General features: G+C 72.7%; 20 protein-coding genes. 10 read left to right on the forward strand and 10 right to left on the reverse strand.

Annotation, left to right across the window (positions count from 1 at the left end; translation table 11 throughout):
• Positions 1-85: 85 nt before the first annotated feature.
• Positions 86-826: a hypothetical protein gene (locus SPRI_RS25230; RefSeq protein ID WP_005318116.1), complete on the forward strand. Its 741-nt coding sequence runs from the start codon at positions 86-88 to the stop codon at positions 824-826.
• A 31-nt stretch (positions 827-857) separates the two neighbouring features.
• Positions 858-1025, forward strand: coding sequence for a hypothetical protein (locus tag SPRI_RS38915; RefSeq protein WP_182327640.1), 168 nt, complete (start codon positions 858-860; stop codon positions 1023-1025).
• Between the two features lie 61 nt (positions 1026-1086).
• Here SPRI_RS38915 and SPRI_RS25235 read toward each other — a convergent pair whose 3' ends face one another.
• Entirely contained in the window at positions 1087-2277 is a 1191-nt protein-coding gene (locus SPRI_RS25235; protein WP_053557337.1) for a L,D-transpeptidase, read from the reverse strand.
• A gap of 187 nt (positions 2278-2464) precedes the next feature.
• Between SPRI_RS25235 and SPRI_RS25240 the strand changes: the two genes are divergently transcribed.
• From SPRI_RS25240 to SPRI_RS25260, 5 genes are all read left to right on the forward strand, one after another.
• Positions 2465-3640: a lipid II:glycine glycyltransferase FemX gene (locus SPRI_RS25240; protein ID WP_037776864.1), complete on the forward strand. Its 1176-nt coding sequence runs from the start codon at positions 2465-2467 to the stop codon at positions 3638-3640.
• Between the two features lie 146 nt (positions 3641-3786).
• Positions 3787-5388: a murein biosynthesis integral membrane protein MurJ gene (murJ, locus tag SPRI_RS25245; protein ID WP_053557784.1), complete on the forward strand. Its 1602-nt coding sequence runs from the start codon at positions 3787-3789 to the stop codon at positions 5386-5388.
• 21 nt (positions 5389-5409) lie between these two features.
• A complete protein-coding gene (locus SPRI_RS25250) occupies positions 5410-6090 on the forward strand; it encodes a response regulator transcription factor (RefSeq protein WP_005318121.1) in 681 nt (226 codons plus the stop codon).
• Positions 6091-6245: 155 nt separating this feature from the next.
• Positions 6246-7685 (forward strand): sensor histidine kinase, encoded by a 1440-nt coding sequence (locus SPRI_RS25255; protein ID WP_050791751.1) that lies wholly within the window; start codon positions 6246-6248, stop codon positions 7683-7685.
• The gene (locus SPRI_RS25260) at positions 7682-8314 is read left to right on the forward strand and encodes a hypothetical protein (RefSeq protein ID WP_053557338.1); all 633 of its coding nucleotides are present in this window, start codon (positions 7682-7684) and stop codon (positions 8312-8314) included. The genes SPRI_RS25255 and SPRI_RS25260 overlap by 4 nt, the downstream gene beginning before the upstream one ends.
• Before the next feature lie 111 nt (positions 8315-8425).
• Here SPRI_RS25260 and SPRI_RS25265 read toward each other — a convergent pair whose 3' ends face one another.
• Together SPRI_RS25265 and SPRI_RS25270 are read right to left on the reverse strand one after the other, a co-directional pair.
• Complete coding sequence (locus SPRI_RS25265; protein WP_005318125.1) at positions 8426-9241, reverse strand: serine hydrolase domain-containing protein; 816 nt, start codon at positions 9239-9241, stop codon at positions 8426-8428.
• Between the two features lie 20 nt (positions 9242-9261).
• Positions 9262-9726, reverse strand: coding sequence for a GNAT family N-acetyltransferase (locus tag SPRI_RS25270; RefSeq protein ID WP_037774763.1), 465 nt, complete (start codon positions 9724-9726; stop codon positions 9262-9264).
• 87 nt (positions 9727-9813) lie between these two features.
• Here SPRI_RS25270 and SPRI_RS25275 point away from each other — a divergent pair, with 87 nt between their 5' ends.
• Together SPRI_RS25275 and SPRI_RS25280 are read left to right on the forward strand one after the other, a co-directional pair.
• A complete protein-coding gene (locus tag SPRI_RS25275; protein ID WP_037774764.1) occupies positions 9814-10269 on the forward strand; it encodes a MerR family transcriptional regulator in 456 nt (151 codons plus the stop codon).
• Between the two features lie 4 nt (positions 10270-10273).
• Positions 10274-11287, forward strand: a complete 1014-nt coding sequence (locus SPRI_RS25280) for an aldo/keto reductase (RefSeq protein ID WP_037774765.1) — start codon at positions 10274-10276, stop codon at positions 11285-11287.
• Between the two features lie 55 nt (positions 11288-11342).
• On the opposite strand, the gene SPRI_RS25285 is transcribed toward SPRI_RS25280, so the two are convergent.
• From SPRI_RS25285 to SPRI_RS25315, 7 genes are all read right to left on the reverse strand, one after another.
• Positions 11343-12533: an acyltransferase family protein gene (locus SPRI_RS25285; RefSeq protein ID WP_053557339.1), complete on the reverse strand. Its 1191-nt coding sequence runs from the start codon at positions 12531-12533 to the stop codon at positions 11343-11345.
• On the reverse strand, positions 12530-13642 hold the full coding sequence (locus tag SPRI_RS25290; RefSeq protein WP_005318132.1) for an alpha/beta hydrolase: 1113 nt from the start codon (positions 13640-13642) through the stop codon (positions 12530-12532). The genes SPRI_RS25285 and SPRI_RS25290 overlap by 4 nt, the downstream gene beginning before the upstream one ends.
• Positions 13643-13790: 148 nt before the next feature.
• Positions 13791-14474 carry a response regulator gene (locus SPRI_RS25295; protein WP_005318133.1) on the reverse strand — a complete coding sequence of 228 codons (684 nt, stop codon included), beginning with the start codon at positions 14472-14474 and terminating at the stop codon, positions 13791-13793.
• Positions 14471-15889: a sensor histidine kinase gene (locus SPRI_RS25300; RefSeq protein ID WP_078535360.1), complete on the reverse strand. Its 1419-nt coding sequence runs from the start codon at positions 15887-15889 to the stop codon at positions 14471-14473. Before SPRI_RS25300 ends, SPRI_RS25295 begins: the two co-directional genes overlap by 4 nt.
• Positions 15890-15946: 57 nt before the next feature.
• Positions 15947-16807, reverse strand: coding sequence for a DUF4429 domain-containing protein (locus tag SPRI_RS25305; protein WP_005318135.1), 861 nt, complete (start codon positions 16805-16807; stop codon positions 15947-15949).
• An 84-nt stretch (positions 16808-16891) separates the two neighbouring features.
• Entirely contained in the window at positions 16892-18094 is a 1203-nt protein-coding gene (locus SPRI_RS25310; RefSeq protein ID WP_005318137.1) for an alpha/beta hydrolase, read from the reverse strand.
• A 173-nt stretch (positions 18095-18267) separates the two neighbouring features.
• Positions 18268-18933 (reverse strand): TetR/AcrR family transcriptional regulator, encoded by a 666-nt coding sequence (locus tag SPRI_RS25315; protein WP_005318139.1) that lies wholly within the window; start codon positions 18931-18933, stop codon positions 18268-18270.
• 116 nt (positions 18934-19049) lie between these two features.
• On the opposite strand from SPRI_RS25315, the gene SPRI_RS25320 reads away from it, so the two are divergent.
• On the forward strand, positions 19050-20660 hold the full coding sequence (locus SPRI_RS25320) for an MFS transporter (RefSeq protein WP_005318141.1): 1611 nt from the start codon (positions 19050-19052) through the stop codon (positions 20658-20660).
• Positions 20661-20757: the final 97 nt, after the last annotated feature.

Genomic DNA, 20757 nt, shown 5'->3' on the forward strand with positions numbered 1-20757 from the left:
TCTGCAACCAATGGGGGTCCACGGCGGTCCCCTTCCTGGATGCGCCGGAGCAGGCGCACGCGCAGTACGGGAGAAGGGTGAACGCATGAGCGTGTCGCGGAGGTTGTTCCTCGGAGGGTTCACCGCGGGGGCGGTGACCGTGGCGGCGGGCGCCGCCGCGACGCCGGCGGCGGCCGCGGAGGCGGACGGCCCGACGACGACGTTCGACGGTCCGGTGGTGGCGGAGGGTTTCAGGACGGACTCCACCGTCAAGTCCGCCTTCTTCAAGACGACGTCGACGACCGAGCACGCGGTGACGGCCTATCAGGCCGGCACGTCCGGCAGCGGCGTGGCCCTGAACGTCGTATCGAAGAACCCGGGTGACTCGGCCATGTATCTCAGTGGCACGGAGAAGGCGCACGGCACGCTGAAGATCTCGCACACGGGCCACGCGGACGGCTCGGACGAGAAGGCGTCCGCTCTGTCGATCGACCTGCTGACGGCGGGGACGGCAGCCCAGGGCATCTTCGTGAAGGCGGGCAACGGGCCCACCACCGGCAACCTGATCTGCCTGCGCAACAACGCCCGAGACGACTTCGTCGTCAAGGGCAGCGGGCGGGTCGGTATCGGCATGGGCGTGGGCGGCAACCCCTGGTCGCAGCTCCATGTCGTGCAGCAGCCGGGCACCGACTCGGCGCTGATGGTCGAGGGCACGGTGCGGGTCGTCGACGTGGCCTCCGCGCCCACGGGCGTCGACTCGCGCGGCGGCGGCGTGCTGTACGCGGAGAACGGTGCGCTGAAGTGGCGCGGCTCCGACAACACGGTCACCACCATCGCCCCCGCCTGAGCCGCACGCACGCCCCGAGAGGACGCACGCCATGGAACTGACCCCCGAAGAACTGGTCGCGGAGTTCCGCGACGCGGTGACGGAGCTGTACTTCGCCCGTAAGCGCATCGCGGTCCTGGAGGCGGAGAACGCCGCGCTGCGGGCCCGCCTGGCGGCGGCGACGGCGCGGGCGGACGAGCCCGAGGGCGCCACCGCCTGAGCGAGCAGGCCGCGGAGGGTGCGGGCGGCGCCGGACCGGCGCCGCCCGCACCGGCCGGACCTCAGCGCAGCGCGCTCTTCGCCTGCCAGTCCGCCCACGACACGTTCCAGTCGCCGAAGCCGTTGCCCGGCGCGACCGTGCCCTTGGTGTCCTTGCCCTTGATCTCGAACGGGTCGCCGGGACGCACCTGGTCGTAGAACCAGGCGGCGTTCGCGTCGCTCATGCCGATGCAGCCGGAGCTCATGTTCGCCCTGCCGAACCACTTGTCGTTCCACGGTGCGGCGTGCGCGTACATCCCGGACCAGGTCAGCCGCATCGAGTGGTCGACCATCTTGTCGTAGGCGTCGCCGAGGCCGACGGTCTCGGAGTTCATGTTGATCGTGCCCTCCTTGGCCATCAGCACCGCCGTCCCGCGCCAGGAGCGCTTGTCGCCGCCGGGGGTGCCGCCGGAGACCGGGATCGTACGGACCGCCTTGCCGTCCCGCTCCAGGGTGAGCTGCTTGCGGTCGAGGTCGACCTTGACGACCTGGCTCGCGCCGATCGTGAACGTGGTCGCGTAGTCACGGACGAACCAGCCGCCGTCGCCGGAGTCGGTGCCGTTCAGCTCGGCCCGGAGAGTGACCTTCGTGCCGGGCTTCCAGTACTCCTTGGGCCGCCAGTCGATCCGGTCGCGGCCGGAGTAGTCCTCCATCCAGCCCCAGGAACCCTCGGTGGCGTCCGAGGTGGTGATCTTCAACTGCCGTTCGACCGCCGCCTTGTCGGTGACCGGGTGGTCGAAGACGAGCGAGACGGGCTGGGCGATGCCGACGACCTTGTTCGCGCCGGGGCGCCAGTCGACCTTGTTGACCTTGTCGGCCTCCGCGGTGGTGAACGCGGAGGTCACGGTGTTCTTCGTCCCGTTCTTCGTGGTCGTCTCGACGGTCACCGTGTACGAGGTGCCGGGGGACGCCTTGCGGGCCGACGACCAGGTCGTGCCGTCCGCGGCCGGCCTGCCGCCGAGGGAGCGGCCTTCGGCGTCGGTGACGGTGACCGAGGTGAGCGTGCCGCCCGCCGCCGTGACCTTGACGGGCTCACCGGCACGCACCCCCTTGCCCTTCGGCGTCACCGTCACGGTCGCCGGGCGGTCCTCGGCCGCCGCCGAGCCGCCGCCGGCCTCGGCATGTGTGGCCGGCGTGCCGGAACCGGACGAACAGGCGGCGAGCGGTGCGAGCAGGACCGCGACCGCCGCGATGCGCACACGTATGTGACCCAACGGATTCCCCCGTCACGAGTAGTGGTGGTACCGGCGACTGTAGAACCGGGAAAGCGCAGGTGAGAGGCGCTGCGCGGATGTGACGACGACTGCAGGCGAACGGTCATCGTCCGGTCACATCCGCCGCGCGGAGCGGTCACGGACGGCTGTGAGCATCCTCGGCGTCACCCAGAGAGAGGCTCACACCGTGTCAGCGCTGCTCGTGCCGGCCGCCGCCCGCGGCCAGGAATCACCGCTGGGGCCCGTCGACGCCGCGACGTACCGCGCGTTCCTCGCGTCCCGCACCGGTTCGGATCTCGGCGCCGGGTTTCTCCAGTGCCCGTCCTGGGCGCAGGTCAAGGAGGGCTGGCAGGCCCGGCTCGTCGGCTGGGGACCCGATCCGGCCGCCGGCGCACTGTCCGGTGCCGCGCTCGTCCTGCTGCGCCAACTGCCCGGCACGCGCAAGTACTTCGCCTACCTGCCGGAGGGCCCCGTCGCCGACTGGGCGGATCCCGGCATCGACGGCTGGCTCGACCCGCTGCTGCGGCATCTGCGCGCGGCGGGCGCCTTCGCCGTACGGATCGGGCCGTCGCCCGCGTACCGCAGCTGGAGCGCGGCCAGGCTGAAGGCGGCGACGGGGCCGGGGCGCCGGCTGTCCGACGTCCTCGCCACCGAGGTGGATCCGCTGGGCACGGCGGTCGCGGAGCGGCTGCGGGCCCGGGGCTGGCAGCGGTGCGGCGGCGAGGAGGACGGTGACGCGCAGCCGCGCCACGTCTTCCGTGTCCCGCTCGCGGGGCGCACCTCGGAGGATTTGTGGTCCGGGCTCAACCAGGAGTGGCGGCGCAACGTCCGGCGCGCGCAGAAGTCCGGCGTGGAGGTGGTGGTCGGCAGCGCGGCCGAACTCCCCGAGTTCTACCGGCTGCTGCGCATCACGGAGGAGCGCGACGGCTTCCGTCTCGGCCGGTCGCTCGCCTACTACGAGCGCCAGTACGCGGCCCTCAACGCGGAGGAGCCGGGCCGGATGAAGCTGTACCTCGCCCGCCACGGCGGCGAGATACTCGCCGCGCACACCATGATCCATGTGGGTCGCCGCGTCTGGTACCAGACGGGCGCCTCCGCCGACCACCGCCGCGAGGTCCGCCCCTCCAACCTGCTGCAATGGCGGATGCTCCAGGACGCCAAGGCACTCGGCGCCGACGTGTACGACATGCGCGGGGTACCCTCCACCCTCGACCCCGACGACCGGCCGTACGGGCTGCTGCGCTGGAAGCTCGGCACCGGCGGCGAGGTCGTCGAGACGCTGGGGGAATGGGAGAGACCGTTGGACGGCACCGCCAACCACGCGCTGTACCGCGCGTTCCAGGCCTATCTGGCCCGCCGGTGAGCCGCATCGCCGGCACCGCGCCGACAGCCGCCGGCGCCCCGGACGACGCCGCTCCGGCTGCCGACCACGAGACGCAGGACCGGGAACAGGAACAGGGCCGGGAACGGGCCCTCGACGGGGGGTCCGTCGCGCGGAGCGGCCTCGTCATGGCGGCCGGATCCCTCGTGTCGCGGACCACCGGCTTCGTACGGTCGGCCGTCGTGGCCTCCGCGCTCGGCGTCGGTCTGGTCGCCGACGGGTACGCCGTCGCCAACGCCGTCCCCACCATCGTCTACATGCTCCTCCTCGGCGGCGCTCTCAACGCCGTCTTCGTGCCCGAACTCGTCAAGGCGGCCAAGGAGCACGCCGACGGCGGGGCCGCGTACACCGACCGGCTGCTCACGCTCTGCGTCCTCGCCCTGCTGGCGCTCACCGGCGCCGCCGTGTGGGCCGCCCCCGCGATCATCGGCGCGTACACCGACTACGACGGCGAACAGGCGGCCATGACCGTCGCCTTCGCCCGCTACTGCCTGCCGCAGATCTTCTTCCTCGGACTGTTCACCCTGCTGGGACAGGTGCTCAACGCCCGGGGCCGGTTCGGCGCCATGATGTGGACGCCCGTCCTCAACAACGTCGTCGTCATCGCCGTGTTCGGCCTGTACCTGGCCACCGGCGGCAGCGGCGGACTCTCCGCCTCCGAGACCGCGCTCCTCGGCTGGGGCACCACCGCCGGCATCGCCGTGCAGGCGCTCGCCCTGCTGCCCGTCCTGCGGGCGGCGCGCTTCCGCTTCCGGCCCCGCCTCGACTGGCGCGGCGCCGGACTCGCCCGGCCGCTGCGCTCCGCGGGCTGGCTGGTGCTGCTGGTGCTCACCAACCAGGCCGCGTTCTGGGTGACGACCCGGCTGGCCACGACCGCAGGGCTGCAGGCGCAGTCCGCCGGGATCGAGGGCGCCGGTTTCAGCGCCTACAACAACGCCTACATCCTGTGGGCCGTACCGCACGGCATCGTCACCGTCTCCCTCATGACCGCCCTGCTGCCCCGGATGAGCGCCGCCGCGGCAGACGGCGACAGGGCAGGACTGCGCCGGGACATCGCGTACGCGCAGCGCAGGAGCGCCGCCCTCGTGGTCCCCGCCGCCTGCGCCCTGCTCGCCCTCGCCCAGCCGGTCCTGGCCCTCGTCTTCCAGTACGGACGGACCGGCGCCGACGACATCGCCGTCATGGCGGGCACGCTCATGGCGTTCGCACCCGGACTCGTCGCGTTCTCCGGGCAGTACGTGCTCTCGCGGTCGTTCTACGCGCTGTCCGACACCCGTACCCCGTTCCTCCTGAACCTCCTGATCGCGGGACTCAACGCGGGCCTGTCCCTGGCCGCCTTCCTGCTGCTGCCCGCCCGCTGGGCCGTCACCGGGATCGCCGGCGCCTATTCGCTGGCCCTGTTCGCGGGCTGGCTGCTGACCGCCACCGTCCTGCGCCGCCGTCTCGCGCCGCCGGTGACCGGGGCGGCGCACCCGGCCGGCCTGTGGCGCTCGGGCACGGTCGCCGCCCAGGCCCGGCTGCTCACCGCCGCCGTCCCCGCCACGGCGCTCGGTCTGCTCGTGGCCCGCTGGACGGCGCCGGCCGGCCCGGTCGCCCAGGCCGCGGCGGGCACCCTCGCCATCGCCGCGGTGTTCGCCGCGCTGGCCCGCCCGCTGAGGCTGACCGAACTCGACGCGCTGCTCTCCGGCGCCGCCGCCCGGCTGCGCCGCGCCCTGCCCACCCGCCGCTGATCACTCCCTGGAGCCCCACCGATGCCCCGCGTCCTCCTCATCGAAGACGACCCCTCCGTACGCGAAGGGGTCGAGCTCGGGCTGCGCCGCCGCGGTCACGAGGTGCGGACCGCCGCCACCGGCGAGTCCGGGCTCGCCGCGCTCGCCGAGTTCCGGCCCGACCTGCTGCTGCTCGACCTGATGCTGCCCGGGATGAACGGCGTACAGGTCTGCCGCCGGGTACGGGAGGACAGTCAGCTGCCGATCATCATGCTCACCGCCCGCGGCGACGACTTCGACGTCGTCATCGGCCTCGAGGCCGGCGCCGACGACTACATCGTCAAACCCGCCCGCACCGAGGTCATCGAGGCCCGTATCCGCGCCGTGCTGCGCAGGATGGAGGCGCCCGGCGGCCGGCCCTCCGTCGAGTTCCACGGCGATCTCGCCGTGGACCGGGCCGGGCTCACCGTCGCCAAGAACGGCGAACGCCTCGCGCTTGCGCCCTCCGAGATGAAGCTGCTCCTGCACCTGTCCGCAGCGCCGGAGCAGGTGTTCAGCCGCCAGCAGTTGCTGGAACACGTATGGGAGCACAGCTACCACGGTGACGCGCGGCTGGTCGACGCCTGCGTACGGCGGCTGCGCAACAAGATCGAGGACATACCGGGCAGCCCGCGCTACATCCAGACCCTGCGGGGCTTCGGCTACCGCTTCGGACCGCTGTGACCGGCGACCGCGCCGCTGACGGGGCCGTGGCCCGCGCCGCCGGACCGGAGTCCCGCCGCGGCCCCCGCCGCTTCGCCCGCCGGGCCGCGCCCCCTGCCGCCGAGGCCGAGGCCCGCCCTGACGGCGCCGCCCGCCCCGCCGCCCGTGCGCGCCGGATCGTCCCCTTCGGGCTGCGTACGCGCCTCGTCCTCGCCTTCCTGCTGGTCGCCGCCGTCAGCGCCGGGACGACCGCGGCACTCACCTACCGTGAGGCGCGCAGCGCGGTCCTCCGCAGTGCGCAGGACACCGCCGTCGCGTCCTTCCGTGAACAGGTGCAGACCCTCGCGCCGTCGCTGCCCGTCGAACCCGACTCGCTCCGCGAGATGCTGTTCGTCATCGCGAGCAAGTCCAAACCGCAGCCCTGGATCGTCTTCGCCGAGTACGGATCGCTGCGGGTGTCCTCCGGCGACAGTCCCACCTCGAGCGTCATCACCGCCGACCTGCGCCGTGCCGCCCTCACCACCACGCACGGCAGTTTCCAGCGAGTGGTGAAGGACGGCGTCCCGTACCTCACCGTCGGGGTGCCCGTCGTGGTCAGGAACGGCTCGGCCGGCAGACTCCCCACCGGGCTCGTCCTGTTCGCCGTGATTCGGATGACGGAGGAACAGGCCAACGTCGACGCGCTCGTCAGCGCCGCCCGCGACGGCGCCCTGCCCGGCCTCGCGGTCGCCCTGATACCGGCGCTGCTCGCCGCGCGCAGCGTGCTGCGCCCGGTCCGTGAACTGCGCGGAGCCGCGAGCTCCATGGGCAGCGGCAGACTCGACACCCGGATCTCCGTCCGCGGCCGCGACGAACTCTCCGACCTGGCGCGTACGTTCAACGAGTCCGCGGCCCAACTCCAGCGGTCCGTGGACGAACTGCAGCGGGCGGAGGCGAGGGCGCGGCGGTTCGCCTCCGACGTCTCGCACGAACTGCGCACCCCGCTGGCCGGGATGCTCGCCGTCACCGAGGTGCTCGACGAGGACGCCGGCGGCCTCGACCCCGACACCGCCCGCGCGGTGCGGCTGATCAGTACCGAGACCGGCAAACTCGCCGTGCTCGTCGAGGACCTGATGGAGATCTCCCGCTTCGACGCCCGCGCGGCCGAGCTCAACACCGACGAGGTCGACGCCGCGGAGACCGTCCGCAAGACCCTCCACCACCGGCACTGGCACGATCGGGTCCGCGCCGAACTGCCCGAGGGGGTCAGGGTCCGCCTCGATCCGCGGCGCTTCGACGTCGTCGTCGCCAATCTCGTCGGCAACGCGCTGCGGCACGGATCGGAGCCCGTCACCGTGCGGCTGTCGGTCCGGGGAGAGTTGCTGGTCACCGAGGTCGCCGACAGCGGGCCCGGCATCCGGCCCGAGGTGCTGCCGCACATCTTCGAGCGCTTCTACAAGGCGGACGCGGCCCGTACCCGCTCGGCGGGCAGCGGGCTGGGACTCGCCATCACCCAGGAGAACGTGCGGCTGCACGGCGGCACCGTGCGGGCATGGAACGCACCGGACGGCGGCGCCGTCTTCACGGTCGAGATCCCGCTCCGCGGTCCCGGCGGCGCACAGGAGGCGATGGCATGAGGTACCGGCGCGTGGCCGCCGCGCTGACGACGCTCGCGGCACTGCTGCCGCTCACCGCGTGCGGCATCCAGCAGACGGACGTCATAGAGGCGGGCGGCCCGGCCACCATCGATGTGCTGCCCGCGCCCGAGTCGAGGATGCTGCTGTTCTTCCTCTCCCCGGACGGCGTGCTGATCCCGGTGCCGAGGATCGTGGACGACGGGACCTTCGGCGACGAGTACCGCGACGGCGTCCACGACTCCCGGGATGCCCCGGCCGGTACCGGGGCGCCCGGTACCACCGAGGGCACCGGCGTGCGCCCGTCGACCGTGAAGACCGTCGCCGCGCTGCTGGCGGGCCCGAACGAGACGGAGCGGCGGTCGGGCCTGTACAGCGCCCTGGCCCTGCCGCCCCAGGCGTACCCGAAGGCGGTCACACCCTCCAGGGACGCGGTGGACGTCGACGTACCGGCCCCGCTGGGTGGTCTGACCGAGCCGGCCAGAGGCCAGCTCGTCTGCACGATCGCGTACGCGGAGAGCGCCGACGGCGGGGTCCTGGTCACGCTGCGGGGCACGGACGGCGCACTCGCCCCCGCGAGCTGCGACCTCCGGCCGGGGCCGACGGCGACCGCCGGGACGGACCCGGGATGACCGTGCCCGCCAGGGCGGGGTGAACGTGCCGGCCCGGGCGGGGGTGAACGTGCCCGGCAGGCCGGGGGACGTACAGGCCCGGGCGGGGCCGCGCGTGCCCGCCCGGCCGGGTCAGCGGCTGAGCTCCGTCAGCACGGCGTCCGTGAAGGCCGGCCACGCCTCGATCGCCCACGGCCCGAAGTCCCGGTCGCCGAGCGCCACACACGCCGCCCGCGCGTCCGGGTCGATCCACAGGAAGGTGCCGGACTGGCCGAAGTGGCCGAAGGTGCGCGGCGAGGACGAAGCACCCGTCCAGTGCGGCGACTTGGAGTCGCGGATCTCGAAGCCGAGACCCCAGTCGTTGGGCTTCTGGTTGCCGTAGCCGGGCAGCACACCGGACAGGCCGGGGTGCACGACCGTCATCGCCTCGAGCACCGTCCGCGCGTCGAGCAGCCGGGGGGCCTGCACCTCGGCGGCGAACCGGGCGAGGTCGTCGACGGTCGACACACCGTCCTTGGCGGGGGAGCCCTCCAGGGTGGTGGACGTCATGCCGAGCGGCTCCAGCACGGCCTGGTGGAGATAGTCGGCGAACGGGATGTCCGTGGCCTTGGCGATGTGGTCGCCGAGCACTTCGAAGCCGGCGTTCGAGTACAGCCTGCGGGTGCCGGGCGCGGCCATGGCGCGGTGCTCGTCGAAGGCCAGCCCCGACGTGTGCGCGAGCAGGTGCCGGACGGTGGAACCCTCCGGGCCGGCCGGCTCGTCGAGCTCGATCGCGCCCTCCTCGTACGCGACGAGCGCCGCGTAGGCGGCGAGCGGCTTCGTCACGGAGGCGAGGGGGAAACGGTGGTCCGTCGGGCCGTACGAACCGGCGACCGTGCCGTCCGCTCGTACGACGGCGGCCGCCGCGGTCGGTACCGGCCAGTTCTCGATCATCGCCAGGCTCTGCATGGCTACGAGCCTAAACGGTGCTAGAGACTCAGCCGCATCGCCGGGTCGGGGGTGCGGACGAAGCCCAGGGAGGCGTACAGCGGTTCGCCGTCCGCGGAGGCCCGCAGGTCGACCTTGCGGATGCCGCGCTCACGGAACCAGCCGAGCAGCCCCTCCATGCAGGCGCGCGAGTAGCCGCGGCGGCGCATGTCCTCGTCCGTGGCGACACTGAAGACGTAGCCGCACGTGCCGTCCGGGTTGCCCGGGCTGCCGAGGCGGTGCTCGATGGTGCCGACCGCGCACGCGGCGAGCCCGCCGCCGGGCCGGTCGACGACGAACGCCGTGAGGCTGCCGGCCGGGTCCGCGAGCCGGTCGCGCAGCGTGGCCGCGGCCGCGGGCTGCCAGCTGACGTCGGGGTTCGGCCCGGCGACGGAGTCCGCCATGACCTTGCGGAGGCGGACCAGTTCTTCGGCGTCGGCGGGGGTGGCGCGGCGGGAGATGCTCATGATCAGGCAGGCTAATTCCGGCCGCATCGGAAATGCCAGCCGATTGAGCTTGCTTCGAGTGCACTCCAACGTTTTAGCGTGGAGGGCATGACGGTGATCGAGAGCACCCCGGCCAGGACCGATCTCTGCAAGGCAGCCCCCCGGGCGCACCCGCGCCCGGAAGGCCAGGACCGCTACACCATCAGCGAGGTCGTCGCCTTCACCGGACTCACCGCGCACACCCTGCGCTGGTACGAGCGGATCGGGCTGATGCCGCACGTCGACCGTTCGCACACGGGTCAGCGGCGGTTCAGCAACCGTGACCTGGACTGGCTGGGCTTCGTCGGCAAACTGCGGCTGACCGGAATGCCCGTCGCCGACATGGTCACGTACGCCGAGATGGTCAGGGAGGGCGAGTCGACCTTCGAGGCGCGCGCGGAACTGCTCCAGCGCACCCGGCGCGACGTGCTCGACCGGATCGCCGAACTCCAGGACACCCTCGCGGTCCTGGACCACAAGATCGAGTTCTACGCGGACGCCCGACGGGCTCCGGAGAGGTCCTGACCTGATGAACGACGGCAAGATCGCACAGGTGCGCCTCGGCCGAGAGGGCCCGCTCGTCGGCGTCCAGGGCCTCGGCTGCATGGGCATGAGCGAGTTCTACGGCGAGACCGACGAGGCCGCGGCCAGGGACACCCTCGAGGTGGCGCTCGCCGAGGGCGTGACGCTCTTCGACACGGCCGACGTGTACGGGCGGGGCGCCAACGAGGAGTTTCTCGCGCCGTTCGTCGCCGCGCACCGGGACAGGATCACGCTCGCCACCAAGTTCGCCATCGAGCGGAACGACGACCCGCACTACCGGGGCGTGCGCAACGACCCCGCGTACGTCCGGCGGTCCGTCGAGGGCAGCCTGCGGCGGCTCGGCGTCGACGTCATCGACCTCTACTACATGCACCGGCGCGACCCCGCCGTGCCGCTCGAGGAGTCCGTCGGCGCGATGGCCGAACTCGTCGAACGGGGCCTCGTCAAGCACCTCGGCCTCAGTGAGGTGACCGGGGCCGAACTGCGCGAGGCGCACGCCGTGCACCCCATCGCGGCCCTCCAGTCGGAATGGTCCCTGTTCAGCCGCGACGTGGAGCGCAGCGCGGTCGCGGCGGCCGCCGAACTCGGTGTCGCGCTCGTGCCGTACTCACCCCTCGGCAGGGGCTTCCTCGCCGGCGCGTTCACCGACGCCGGCAAGGATCTGTCCGAGGACGACTTCCGTCGCCACCAGCCCCGCTTCACGGGCGACAACGCGCAGACGAACGCGGCGCTCCTGGAGCCCGTCCACAAGATCGCGGCGGCGCACGGGGCGAGCGCGGCGCAGGTGGCGCTGGCGTGGGTCCACCAGCGGGCCGACGTCCACGGCCTGACGGTCGTCCCCATCCCGGGCACCCGCAAGGCCACGCGCCTGCGGGAGAACCTGGCGGCGACGCGGCTGGTCCTGACGGAGGCGGAGCTGACGGCGCTGGAGCCGGTGGCCGCACGGGTGGTCGGTGACCGGTACCCGGACATGTCGTCGACGTCGACGGCGCGGGAGTAGCCACAGGGGCGGGGCGCGGCGGAGCAGACCCGGGGCGGGGGCGCGTCGGCCCCCGTCACGCCCACCCGAACGCGAACACCGCGAACCCGACCGCCAGCACCCCGGCCACCGCGCGCACACCCCGCGCGCCCTGCGGCCACGGCGTCTCGAACACCCGCGCCCGGCGTGCGATCAGCGCCAGCAGGCACGCGAACACCGGCAGCCACGCCACCCTCGCCAGGATCCAGCCGAGCGAGTCCGGCGGCGTGGTCAGCCCGGGGATCTCCCCGAGGAACGACGCCGGTACGGCCGCCGCCAGCATCGCCGTCTGGTGCCAGCACAGGATCGTCATCGCCGACAGGTTGACGACGACCACCGGCGCCCACAGCCCGGGCCGCCTCAGCAGCCGGCCGAGCCGGCCGTGCAGCAGCATCGCCGCCCCGCTCTGCGCCGCGGCCAGCGCGAGGACCAGCAGCGACGGCGGATGCGAGTTGGTGCGGGCCTCCCCGGGCACACCGACCATCGACGACGGGTAGTCGAGGACGAGCAGCAGCAGCGCGAACAGCGCCACGCCGCCGATCAGGAGCCCCCACGCACGGCGGCGCCCGACGCGGCCCTCGCCCCAGCTCACGCCGAGCTGGTAGGCGAACAGCCAGCCGGGGAGGATGTTGACGATCCCGAGCCACGCCGGCATCGCGTCCGCGTACGGCCCGTACCGCAGCAGGTCGACCACCGCGACGGTCAGCAGCAGCGGCGCCGCCGCCCACGCGCCCATGCGACGGGCGGCTCGTACGCAGTACGGGGTGAGGGCGGTGACCAGGGTGTACACGCCCACGAACCACAGGGGTTGCACCACCAGCGTGGACCCGGTCCGCAACGTGTCAGCGGGCACGCCGAGCCACCACAGCACCAAGATCAGCACGGCCCATACGGCGGTGACTCCGAGGACGGGCCGGCCGAGGCGGGCGACCCGCTGGCGCAGCCAGGCACCGGTGGTGCCGGTGCGGCGGTGGTAGGAGAGGACGGACGCGTGACCGCCGACGAGGAAGAAGACGCCCAGCATCTGGAGCACCCAGCTGACCGGTGCGAAGAAGCCGAAGGCCGTCAGCGGGCTGGCGTTGTGCAGCGCGCCGTCCGTGTCGAGGGTGAAGCCGCCGAGCAGCCAGTGGCCGGTGGGTACGGCGAGCAGGGCGAGCGCGCGCAGCCCGTCGAGGGCGCGGTCGCGGTGGGCGGGTGTGCCGGCCTCGATCTTCTCTGCGAGTTTCACCGCGCCGCTCCTTCCGGGCTCTCGTCAAATGCGACGGCGCCGTCCGCGACGGCGGTCCCGTCCATGAGCCGGGCCTCGTCCATGACGGCGCTCCCGTCCGCGATCGCGGCGAACGCGCGCAGCGAGTCGGTGCCGGGCACGAAGTAGCCGGTGTGGCCCTCGGCCAGCTCCGCGGGAATCCGGCGGGCGCCGAAGGACGGGTCGGTGGGGTCGTCGCCGTGGCCGAGGCCGAGGAACCGCACACCGGGGACCTTGGAGATCCAGTCGGAGTCGTCCTTGGCCGCCCACACCCGCGCGTCGGTGCGCAGTTCGCGCACGTGCCCGGCGCGCATCCCGGGGGAGGCCAGCACCACGATGTCGCGGGCGTTCACCTCGTCGGCGGCGAGCCCGCAGACGACGGAGCCGTAGCTGTGGCAGAACAGCACGGGCTTCGGTGCGCCGGTCGCGGCAAGGCCCGCCGTGAACCGGGCCAGCCGGGTCGCTCCCGCCTCCGCGAGCTTCCCGGTCGCGGCGTCGACACCGACCCCGACGGGCGTGGTGTAGCCGGTCCAGGCGACGACAGCGGTGCCGGCGCCGGCCGCCGCCCGCAGGGCCTTCGCCATGCCGGCGGGGGTGCCGTACGGGTCGCTCGCCCGGTCGAAGGTCGCGGCGTCGATGTCGGAGCCGGGGACGACCACGGACACCTGGCGGGCCCTCTCGAGGTCCCCGTGGACCTCGGCGACCTGGCCCCGGCCGCGCGGGTCGAAGGCGAGGATCTGCCGGCCGGCCAGCCGCTCGTACGGGGTGCCCCGCAGGGCAAGGGTGTTGGCCCGGTAGCGCAGCCGGACCGGTACGCCGTCGAGGTTGCCGACGACGAGCGGATGGCGGCGGACCAGCCGCTGCTGCTCGTCCTCGCTCAAGGACCCGAAGAACGCGGCGACTTCAGAGGGCGTCGCCGCAGCCGGATCGGGCAGCGCCCGGTCCAGCGAGGTGTCCGCCGTCCACGCGGCGCTGCCCGGCGGCGGTCCCGTCACCGGGCGCTGGGCGTTCTCCGAGGCCCATCCGGTGGTTCCCGCGGCCACCGTCGTCGCGAACGCGACGGCGGCCAAGGTCCTCTTGTAGCGGCGCATGGGTCCGCCTCCCTCTTCCCGACTCCGTTGCTGTGGCGGGAGGAAGGTAGGAGGACGGCGGGTGACGGCACGTCACACCGGGGAGCCAACTCCGGTGTCGTACCGGAGTATCACCGGGAGGAGAAGGAGCGGAACGGCCGGCAGGGCCTCAGCCGGCGGCCTCGCCCGGCCGGACCAGGCCCGACTCGTACGCGAAGATCACGGCCTGCGCCCGGTCGCGCAGGTCGAGCTTGGCCAGCACCCGCCCGATGTGCGTCTTGACGGTCTGCTCGGCCAGCACCAGGTGCCCGGCGATCTCCTGGTTGGACAGGCCCCGGGCGATCAGTTCGAGGACCTCCGTCTCGCGCGGGGTCAGCCCGTTCAGCCGCAGCGAGGGGTCCCGGCGCGGGGCGGGCCGCTGAGCGGCGAAGTCCGCGATCAGCCGGCGGGTCACGGACGGCGCGAGGAGCGCCTCACCGGCGGCGACGATCCGTACGGCGGCGATCAGATCGGCGGGCGGCGCGTCCTTCAGCAGGAAGCCGGACGCACCGGCGCGCAACGCCTCGTACACGTAGTCGTCCACGTCGAACGTCGTCAGCATCAGCACCTTGGGCCGGTGCACGACGGCGGTCGGAGGGTTCAGCAGCTCACGCGCGGCGGCGAGACCGTCCATCTCCGGCATCCGTACGTCCATCAGCACCACGTCGGGATGAGTGGTGCGGCTGACCTCCACGCCCTTGCGGCCGTCCGGCGCCTCGCCCACCACGTCGATGTCGCTCTGCGCGGAGAGCAGCGCGGCGAACCCGGCGCGCACCATGGCCTGGTCGTCGACGATGATCACGCGAATGGTCAACTGGCGTCCTCGGTCCGCTGGGTCTGCGTGCTGCTCTTGGTCCTGCCGGTCCTGCCGGCGGTGTTCACGGAGGTCTCCCCGGCGGTCAGCGGAAGACGAGCCGCCACCCGGAAACCGCCGTCCGGCAGCGGTCCGGTGTCGAGGCTGCCGCCGGTCAACCGTACGCGCTCCCGCATCCCGACGAGTCCGTGCCCCGTCCCCGTCGTCTCCAGCGGCGAAGTGGGCGCGGGGGCGGGTCCGTTGACGACCAGCACGGTCAGATCGGACCCGTCGGACGTCACCGACACCCGCGTCGGCGCGCCGGGCGCGTGCCGTACGACATTGGCCAGCGCCTCCTGCACGATCCGGTACCCCGACATGTCCACGGCCTGCGGCACGGCACCGAGGTCCGCGGCGAGCGACAACTCGGCAGGCACCCCGGCCCGTACCGTCGCCTCCACCAACTGCTGCACCCTGTCCAGACCGGGCTGCGGGGCCCGCTCGCCCTGCGCGTCCTCACTGCGCAGCACGGCGAGCAGCCGCCGCATCTCGGTCAGCGACTCCCGCGCGCTCGACGCGATCGACGCGAACTCCTCCCGCGCGGCGTCGGGAAGCGCCTCGATCCGGTACGGCGCCGAGTCCGCCTGCACGGTGATCACCGACATGTGGTGCGCCACGACGTCGTGCAGCTCACGGGCGATACGGGCGCGCTCCTCCAGCAGCGTGCGCTGGGCCCGCTCCGCCTCGCTGATGGTCTCCTGCACGATCAGCCTGCGCTGGACGTCACCCCGCTCGCGCAGGGCGCCGGTGACCACGAGGACCACGCCGCTGAGCACGAACAGCAGCAGATGCACGCCGTCGCCGAGGTCGTGCCCGACCAGTTCGAGCGCGAACCCCGCCGCGCCGGTCGCCAGCCACACGGCCAGCAGTGTGCGGCGCGGTTCCCGCAGCCCCAGGCACGCCATCAGCATCAGATAGCCGACGACGGCCATCGGGGTCCACGGCCAGGTCCTGCCGCCGGTGCCGTCCGCGCCGAGCAGCACGACCGCCCCGGCGACGTCGGCCCCGAGGACGATCCACCACGCCTGCAAGGGGCGCGTCACGGCGAGCAGCAGCGGCGCGGTCTGCGCGGTGGCGAGCGCGCCGGCGACGGCGCCGCCGACCTTGTAGTCCTGGGTCAGCACGGTGGCGGTGACGGGCAGCAGCGCGGCGACGAAGGCGAGGGCGACGCCGTAGGGGAGCAGCCGCAGCCAGCGGTTCTCGGCGCCGCCGAGGAGGGGAGCGGTGGAGGAGGACGGCGTACCGAGATCGGCGGCGAGCCGCCGCCCGGCACGCCGCGCGAGGGCTCGGGCGCGGGTGCGGGTGCCGGCACCGGGGCGGAGGGTTTCTGGCATGACGGGATCAGCGTAGGCGGGGCGGGGCGGCCGGGGCGTCATACCCCGGGCCGGGGTATCGGGTCATACCGTGGTCCGACGCCGCCCGGCGGGGCCCCGTCACAGCTCCGCCAGGAGCTCCGCCTTCTTGCGGGTGAACTCCTCGTCCGTCACCAGCCCCGCCAGATGCAGGTCGCCCAGGTGACGTATGCGGTCCGCGATGTCGGCCGGGTCGCGGCGGGCCGCGGGGACCGTCAGCGCGGGGGTCTGGTTCTGGCGGCGGACGGCTTCGAGCACCGCCGCGGCGAACGGCAGCGACTCGTGCACCGGCCCGTACCCGAGCCCGAAGACGACCGCCGCCGGGTCCTGGTCCGCCTGCCCCGCGTCCTCGGTGCCGTCCGCGCCGCGGCGCAGCAGCCGCAGGTAGCCGTCGAAGACCTCCGGAGAGCGCCATTCGACGCCGCTCAGTTCGGAGACGGCGAAACTCTGGTCGCCGGCCTTCCACTTCGCGGAGGACGCTCCCGTCCAGAACCACCGGAACGCCACGTGCGAGCCGTCGAAGGACGCCTTGCCGTCGTAGGCCTTGAAACCGAGCGGGGCCTCGGGTGCGTGGACGAGGTGCCGTTCGGCCGGCCGGGCGGCGTCCGGGCCGAGGACGGCGCGCAGTTCGTCGGCGTAGTACTCGGCCAGCGTCTCCCGCTCGGCCGGCAGCACCAGACGGTACGGGTCGCACACTTCCTTGAGCTGCCCGGCGGCCGCCTCCATCAGCGGGTCCGCGCCCGGTCTGGGCACAGCGTGCAGCACCACCGTGCCACGCTTGCCCGGGGTGAGCGTCACCGATGCCAACGCCTCGTGCGGGATGCGGCGTTCACGCAGCGAGGAGAGGAGCTTCGGTGTGCGGATCCCCCGTTCGAAGCGGATGAGCACGGAGTCGGACTCGAACTCCCAGGTGGCTTGAATTCCGGCCAGCACATCACCCATGTGCCTCATCGTATGCGGCTCACGCCTGCGCGTCTTCCCTCGGCGGCCACCCCTTTTGGGCGGGCTCTACGCGCGTCAGCCCGCTCAGGCACCGGAAATACCACTGCGGCATGTGTCGGTGCCCGATGCGCAGCTCACGTCGGCGTAGGCGCCGACGCCCAGGTCGGCGAAATTGCGGACGCTCTCGGTTCCCGGCTCGAAATAGCCGGTATGGCCGACGGCGCCCGCCGCGGAGAGCACCCGTGCGCCGAACTCCGGGATGACCGGGTCCTCGCCGTGGCCGAGTCCGCCGACCTCCAGGTGCGGCACGCCCTCGATCCAGTCGTCGGCGTCGCGCATCGCCCAGACCCGGGCCTTCGTGCGCAGGCCGGCGACGTTCTCCGCCCGCATGCCGGGGCTGCCGGCGACGGCCACGTCGCCGACCCGGGCGGGCAGTTGCCGTGCCGCGACCCCGCAGACCACGGAGCCGTAGCTGTGGCAGAACAGCGAGACGCGGGACCGCCCGGGCAGCGCCTCGGTGAGCTCGACGAGCCGTACGGCGCCGTTCTCCGCGAGCCGCCCGATGGCCGACTCCATACCGACCCCGGCCGGGCTCGTGTAGTCGCCCCAGGCGATGACGGCCGTACGCAGCTGTGGCGCGGCCGCCCGCTGGGCGGCGTACAGGGACTGGGCCATGCCGACCGGCGCGCTGTATTTACGGGCGGTCCGCTGGAAGGTGAGCAGATTGGTGTCGACGCCCGGCACGATCACCGAGACGCGCTGGGCCCGCTCCAGGTCCCCGAAGACCTCGGCCACCCGGCCGGAGCCGGACGGGTCGAAGGAGAGGATCTGCCGGTCGCGGCTCATCAGCGCCTCGAACCGGTGCATCCGCCGTACGGCCTGATGGTGACCCGCGGCCGTGAGCCCGGGGTCGGCCACCCTCTTGCGCTCGCGGGCGAGGGAGGCGGAAAGGGCCGTGCGGTTGGCCCGGTACCGCAGGGCGACGGGCGCCCCGTTCAGGTTGCCGACGATGCGCGGGTAGTCCTCGGCGAGTTGCCTGCTCCGCTCGCGGCCGAGCGACGCGAAGAAGGCGGCGAACCGGCTCGGCCCGCTGTTCAGGCCGGGCAGCTCATGGGCGCCTATGCGTCCCTTGCTCCAGCCCGCCAGTTCTGCTTCGAGCGCGTCACGGGCGCCCGGCTGGTGCCGCACGGCGGTCCAGCCGGTGGTCGCCAGCATCACGAACACCACCGCGAGGGCGAGCAGGGTGCGCCACGCGGTCAGGGAGGGGGAGGAGTCGAAGGAAGTCACTGCGGGACACCCTAGGAGAAGGGTGCGGGCCTACGCGAAGAGCGTGAGGTACATCACGTGTCGGAACGAGAATTGATGGGGAGAAGGGTGACGTTCCGTGCCGTGCCGGCGCCCGCTCGGGCGCATTTCCCCTGCGTACGGCGGTCGTTGGACGCCGGGTGGTGCCCCGGGTCTCAAGGGCCGTGCGGTGAGCCCTGTTCACCGTCGCGCCAGTTCTGTGCGAGCGCGGGACCGAGATGGTCGAGGAATGTTTCCGTGAGCGAACGGATCGCCTCGATGCTGGGGTCCGCGCCCTGCCCCCACAGCCGCCCTGTGGCGCGCATCACGCCGCTGAACGCCGCCACGGCCACCCGGGGCCTGGGGTCGGTGTTCACGTCCAGCCCCTCCCGTTCGGCGATGAGCGCGGCCAGCGCCTCCTCCGTCACGGTGGAGCGGCGCAGGTACGCGGCGAGCAGCGCCGGGGTCGACTCGATCATCTGGAAGCTGCGCATGTACAGGTCGAGCGGCACGATCTCCTCGACCGCTTCGCCGATGGCGTCCCAGGCGGCGAACACGGCGTTGCGCAGGGCCTCGAGGGGGCCTTCCTCCGCGGGGCGCGCGCGCAGCGCCACGGCGTAATGGGCCTCCAGGATCTCCTGGACGGCGAAGGCGACCTCTTCCTTGGACGCGAAGTAGCGGAAGAAGGTGCGCTGGGACACCTCGACCGTGTCCGCGATCTCGTCGACGGTCGTCCGCTCGTACCCCTGGGTGGTGAACAGCTCGAGGGCGACACGTACCAGTGCGTCACGGGTGCGCTGTTTCTTGCGGGCGCGCAGCCCGGTCGGCTCGGCCGTGGTCACTTCATGTTCCTCATTTCGCTGCTTCCACCTGCGTCCATTGTCCGCCGAGTCACGTGACAGTTACCGACTAGTGAACTCGTTTGTCAACTGTCAGTCGCTGTCATTAGTCTTCTCGCATGACTAGTCAGACCACCGTCGAAAAGGCGCCGAGGGATCCCCAGGACTCCGCTCCGGCACCGGTCAAGGGGCTTCGCGGCCACCCCTGGCTGACCCTGTTCTCCGTGGCCATCGGCGTGATGATGGTCGCGCTGGACGGCACGATCGTCGCGATCGCCAATCCCGCGATCCAAAAGGATCTCGGCGCCTCGCTCGCCGACGTCCAGTGGATAACCAACGGCTACCTGCTCGCCCTGGCCGTGGCACTGATCACGGCGGGCAAGCTCGGTGACCGCTTCGGCCACCGGCAGACCTTCATCATCGGCATCGCCGGCTTCGCCGCCGCCTCCGCGGCCATCGGCCTGTCCGACTCCATCGTCCTCGTCATCGCCTTCCGCGTGCTGCAGGGCCTCTTCGGCGCCCTGCTGATGCCGGCCGCGCTCGGCCTGCTGCGCGCCACGTTCCCGGCCGAGAAGCTGAACATGGCGATCGGCATCTGGGGCATGGTCATCGGCGCCTCGACGGCCGGCGGTCCGATCCTCGGCGGTGTGCTCGTCGAGCACGTCAGCTGGCAGTCGGTGTTCTTCATCAACGTGCCCGTCGGCATCCTCGCCGTGGTCCTCGGCCTGGTCATCCTGAAGGACCACCGCGCGGAGAACGCGCCGAAGTCGTTCGACATCCTCGGCATCCTGCTGCTGTCGGGTGCGATGTTCAGCCTCATCTGGCCGCTGATCAAGGCCGGCGAATGGGGCTGGGGCTCCGCCGGCACCCTCGGCTGGCTGGCCGGCTCCGTGGTGCTGTTCGGCCTGTTCGCCTTCTGGGAGAGCAAGGTCGACGAGCCGCTCGTGCCGCTCGCGATGTTCCGCTCCGTCCCGCTCAGCGCCGGTGTGGTGCTGATGGTGCTGATGGCGTTCGCCTTCATGGGCGGCCTCTTCTTCGTGACGTTCTTCCTCCAGGGCGTCCAGGAGATGAGCCCGGTCGACAGCGGTCTGCGGCTGCTGCCGCTGACCGGCATGATGATCGTCTCCTCGCCGCTGGCGGGTGCGCTGATCACCAAGTTCGGCCCCCGCTTGCCGCTGGTCGGCGGCATGGTCTGCACCGCCGCCGCCATGTTCGGCATGACCACCCTCTCCGAGGGGACCGGCACCTTCGCGATGTCCCTGTGGTTCGCGCTCCTGGGCCTCGGCCTCGCGCCGGTCATGGTCGGCGCCACCGAGGTCATCGTCGGCAACGCCCCGATGGAGCTCTCCGGCGTCGCCGGCGGTCTCCAGCAGGCCGCCATGCAGGTCGGCGGCGCGCTCGGTACGGCCGTCCTCGGCGCGGTGATGTCCGCCAAGGTCAGCGCCGAGTTCGCGGACAACTGGAAGGCCGCGGGCATCCCGGCCCCGCCGGACCCGCGGCTGGAGCAGGCCGCCGAGTTCGGCACCGTCCCCGGCGAGCTGGCCCAGGCCCCCGGCATGACGCCGGAACTGGTCACCACGATCGGTGACGTCATCCACGACACGTTCATGTCAGGCATGGGCCTGGCGTTCACGGTCGCCGGCATCGTCGCGGTCGTCGCGGCGCTGGTCGCCGTGCTCACCAAGCGTGGCGAGAACGCGGAGGCGGGTGCGGGCGCGGCCCACATCTGACTCGACCTCGCGCGACGACAGCCCCGCCGGGCACCCCGCGGCGGGGCTGTCGCCTATCCGGATGATTTCCCCTTGGGCCCCTTCCGCTGCCACGTCA

It is taken from the genome of Streptomyces pristinaespiralis (assembly GCF_001278075.1).
Taxonomy (GTDB): Bacteria; Actinomycetota; Actinomycetes; order Streptomycetales; family Streptomycetaceae; genus Streptomyces; species Streptomyces pristinaespiralis.

Bases quoted from the DNA above. Each gene is read 5' to 3' on its own strand.
- SPRI_RS25320 (WP_005318141.1), top strand. From the start codon at position 19,050: ATGACTAGTCAGACCACCGTCGAAAAGGCGCCGAGGGATCCCCAGGAC.
- SPRI_RS25270 (WP_037774763.1), bottom strand. From the start codon at position 9,726: ATGAGCATCTCCCGCCGCGCCACCCCCGCCGACGCCGAAGAACTGGTC.
- SPRI_RS25300 (WP_078535360.1), bottom strand. From the start codon at position 15,889: ATGACGCCCCGGCCGCCCCGCCCCGCCTACGCTGATCCCGTCATGCCA.
- SPRI_RS38915 (WP_182327640.1), top strand. From the start codon at position 858: ATGGAACTGACCCCCGAAGAACTGGTCGCGGAGTTCCGCGACGCGGTG.
- murJ (WP_053557784.1), top strand. From the start codon at position 3,787: ATGGCGGCCGGATCCCTCGTGTCGCGGACCACCGGCTTCGTACGGTCG.
- SPRI_RS25250 (WP_005318121.1), top strand. From the start codon at position 5,410: ATGCCCCGCGTCCTCCTCATCGAAGACGACCCCTCCGTACGCGAAGGG.
- SPRI_RS25305 (WP_005318135.1), bottom strand. From the start codon at position 16,807: ATGGGTGATGTGCTGGCCGGAATTCAAGCCACCTGGGAGTTCGAGTCC.
- SPRI_RS25230 (WP_005318116.1), top strand. From the start codon at position 86: ATGAGCGTGTCGCGGAGGTTGTTCCTCGGAGGGTTCACCGCGGGGGCG.
- SPRI_RS25260 (WP_053557338.1), top strand. From the start codon at position 7,682: ATGAGGTACCGGCGCGTGGCCGCCGCGCTGACGACGCTCGCGGCACTG.
- SPRI_RS25265 (WP_005318125.1), bottom strand. From the start codon at position 9,241: ATGCAGAGCCTGGCGATGATCGAGAACTGGCCGGTACCGACCGCGGCG.
- SPRI_RS25275 (WP_037774764.1), top strand. From the start codon at position 9,814: ATGACGGTGATCGAGAGCACCCCGGCCAGGACCGATCTCTGCAAGGCA.
- SPRI_RS25280 (WP_037774765.1), top strand. From the start codon at position 10,274: ATGAACGACGGCAAGATCGCACAGGTGCGCCTCGGCCGAGAGGGCCCG.
- SPRI_RS25290 (WP_005318132.1), bottom strand. From the start codon at position 13,642: ATGCGCCGCTACAAGAGGACCTTGGCCGCCGTCGCGTTCGCGACGACG.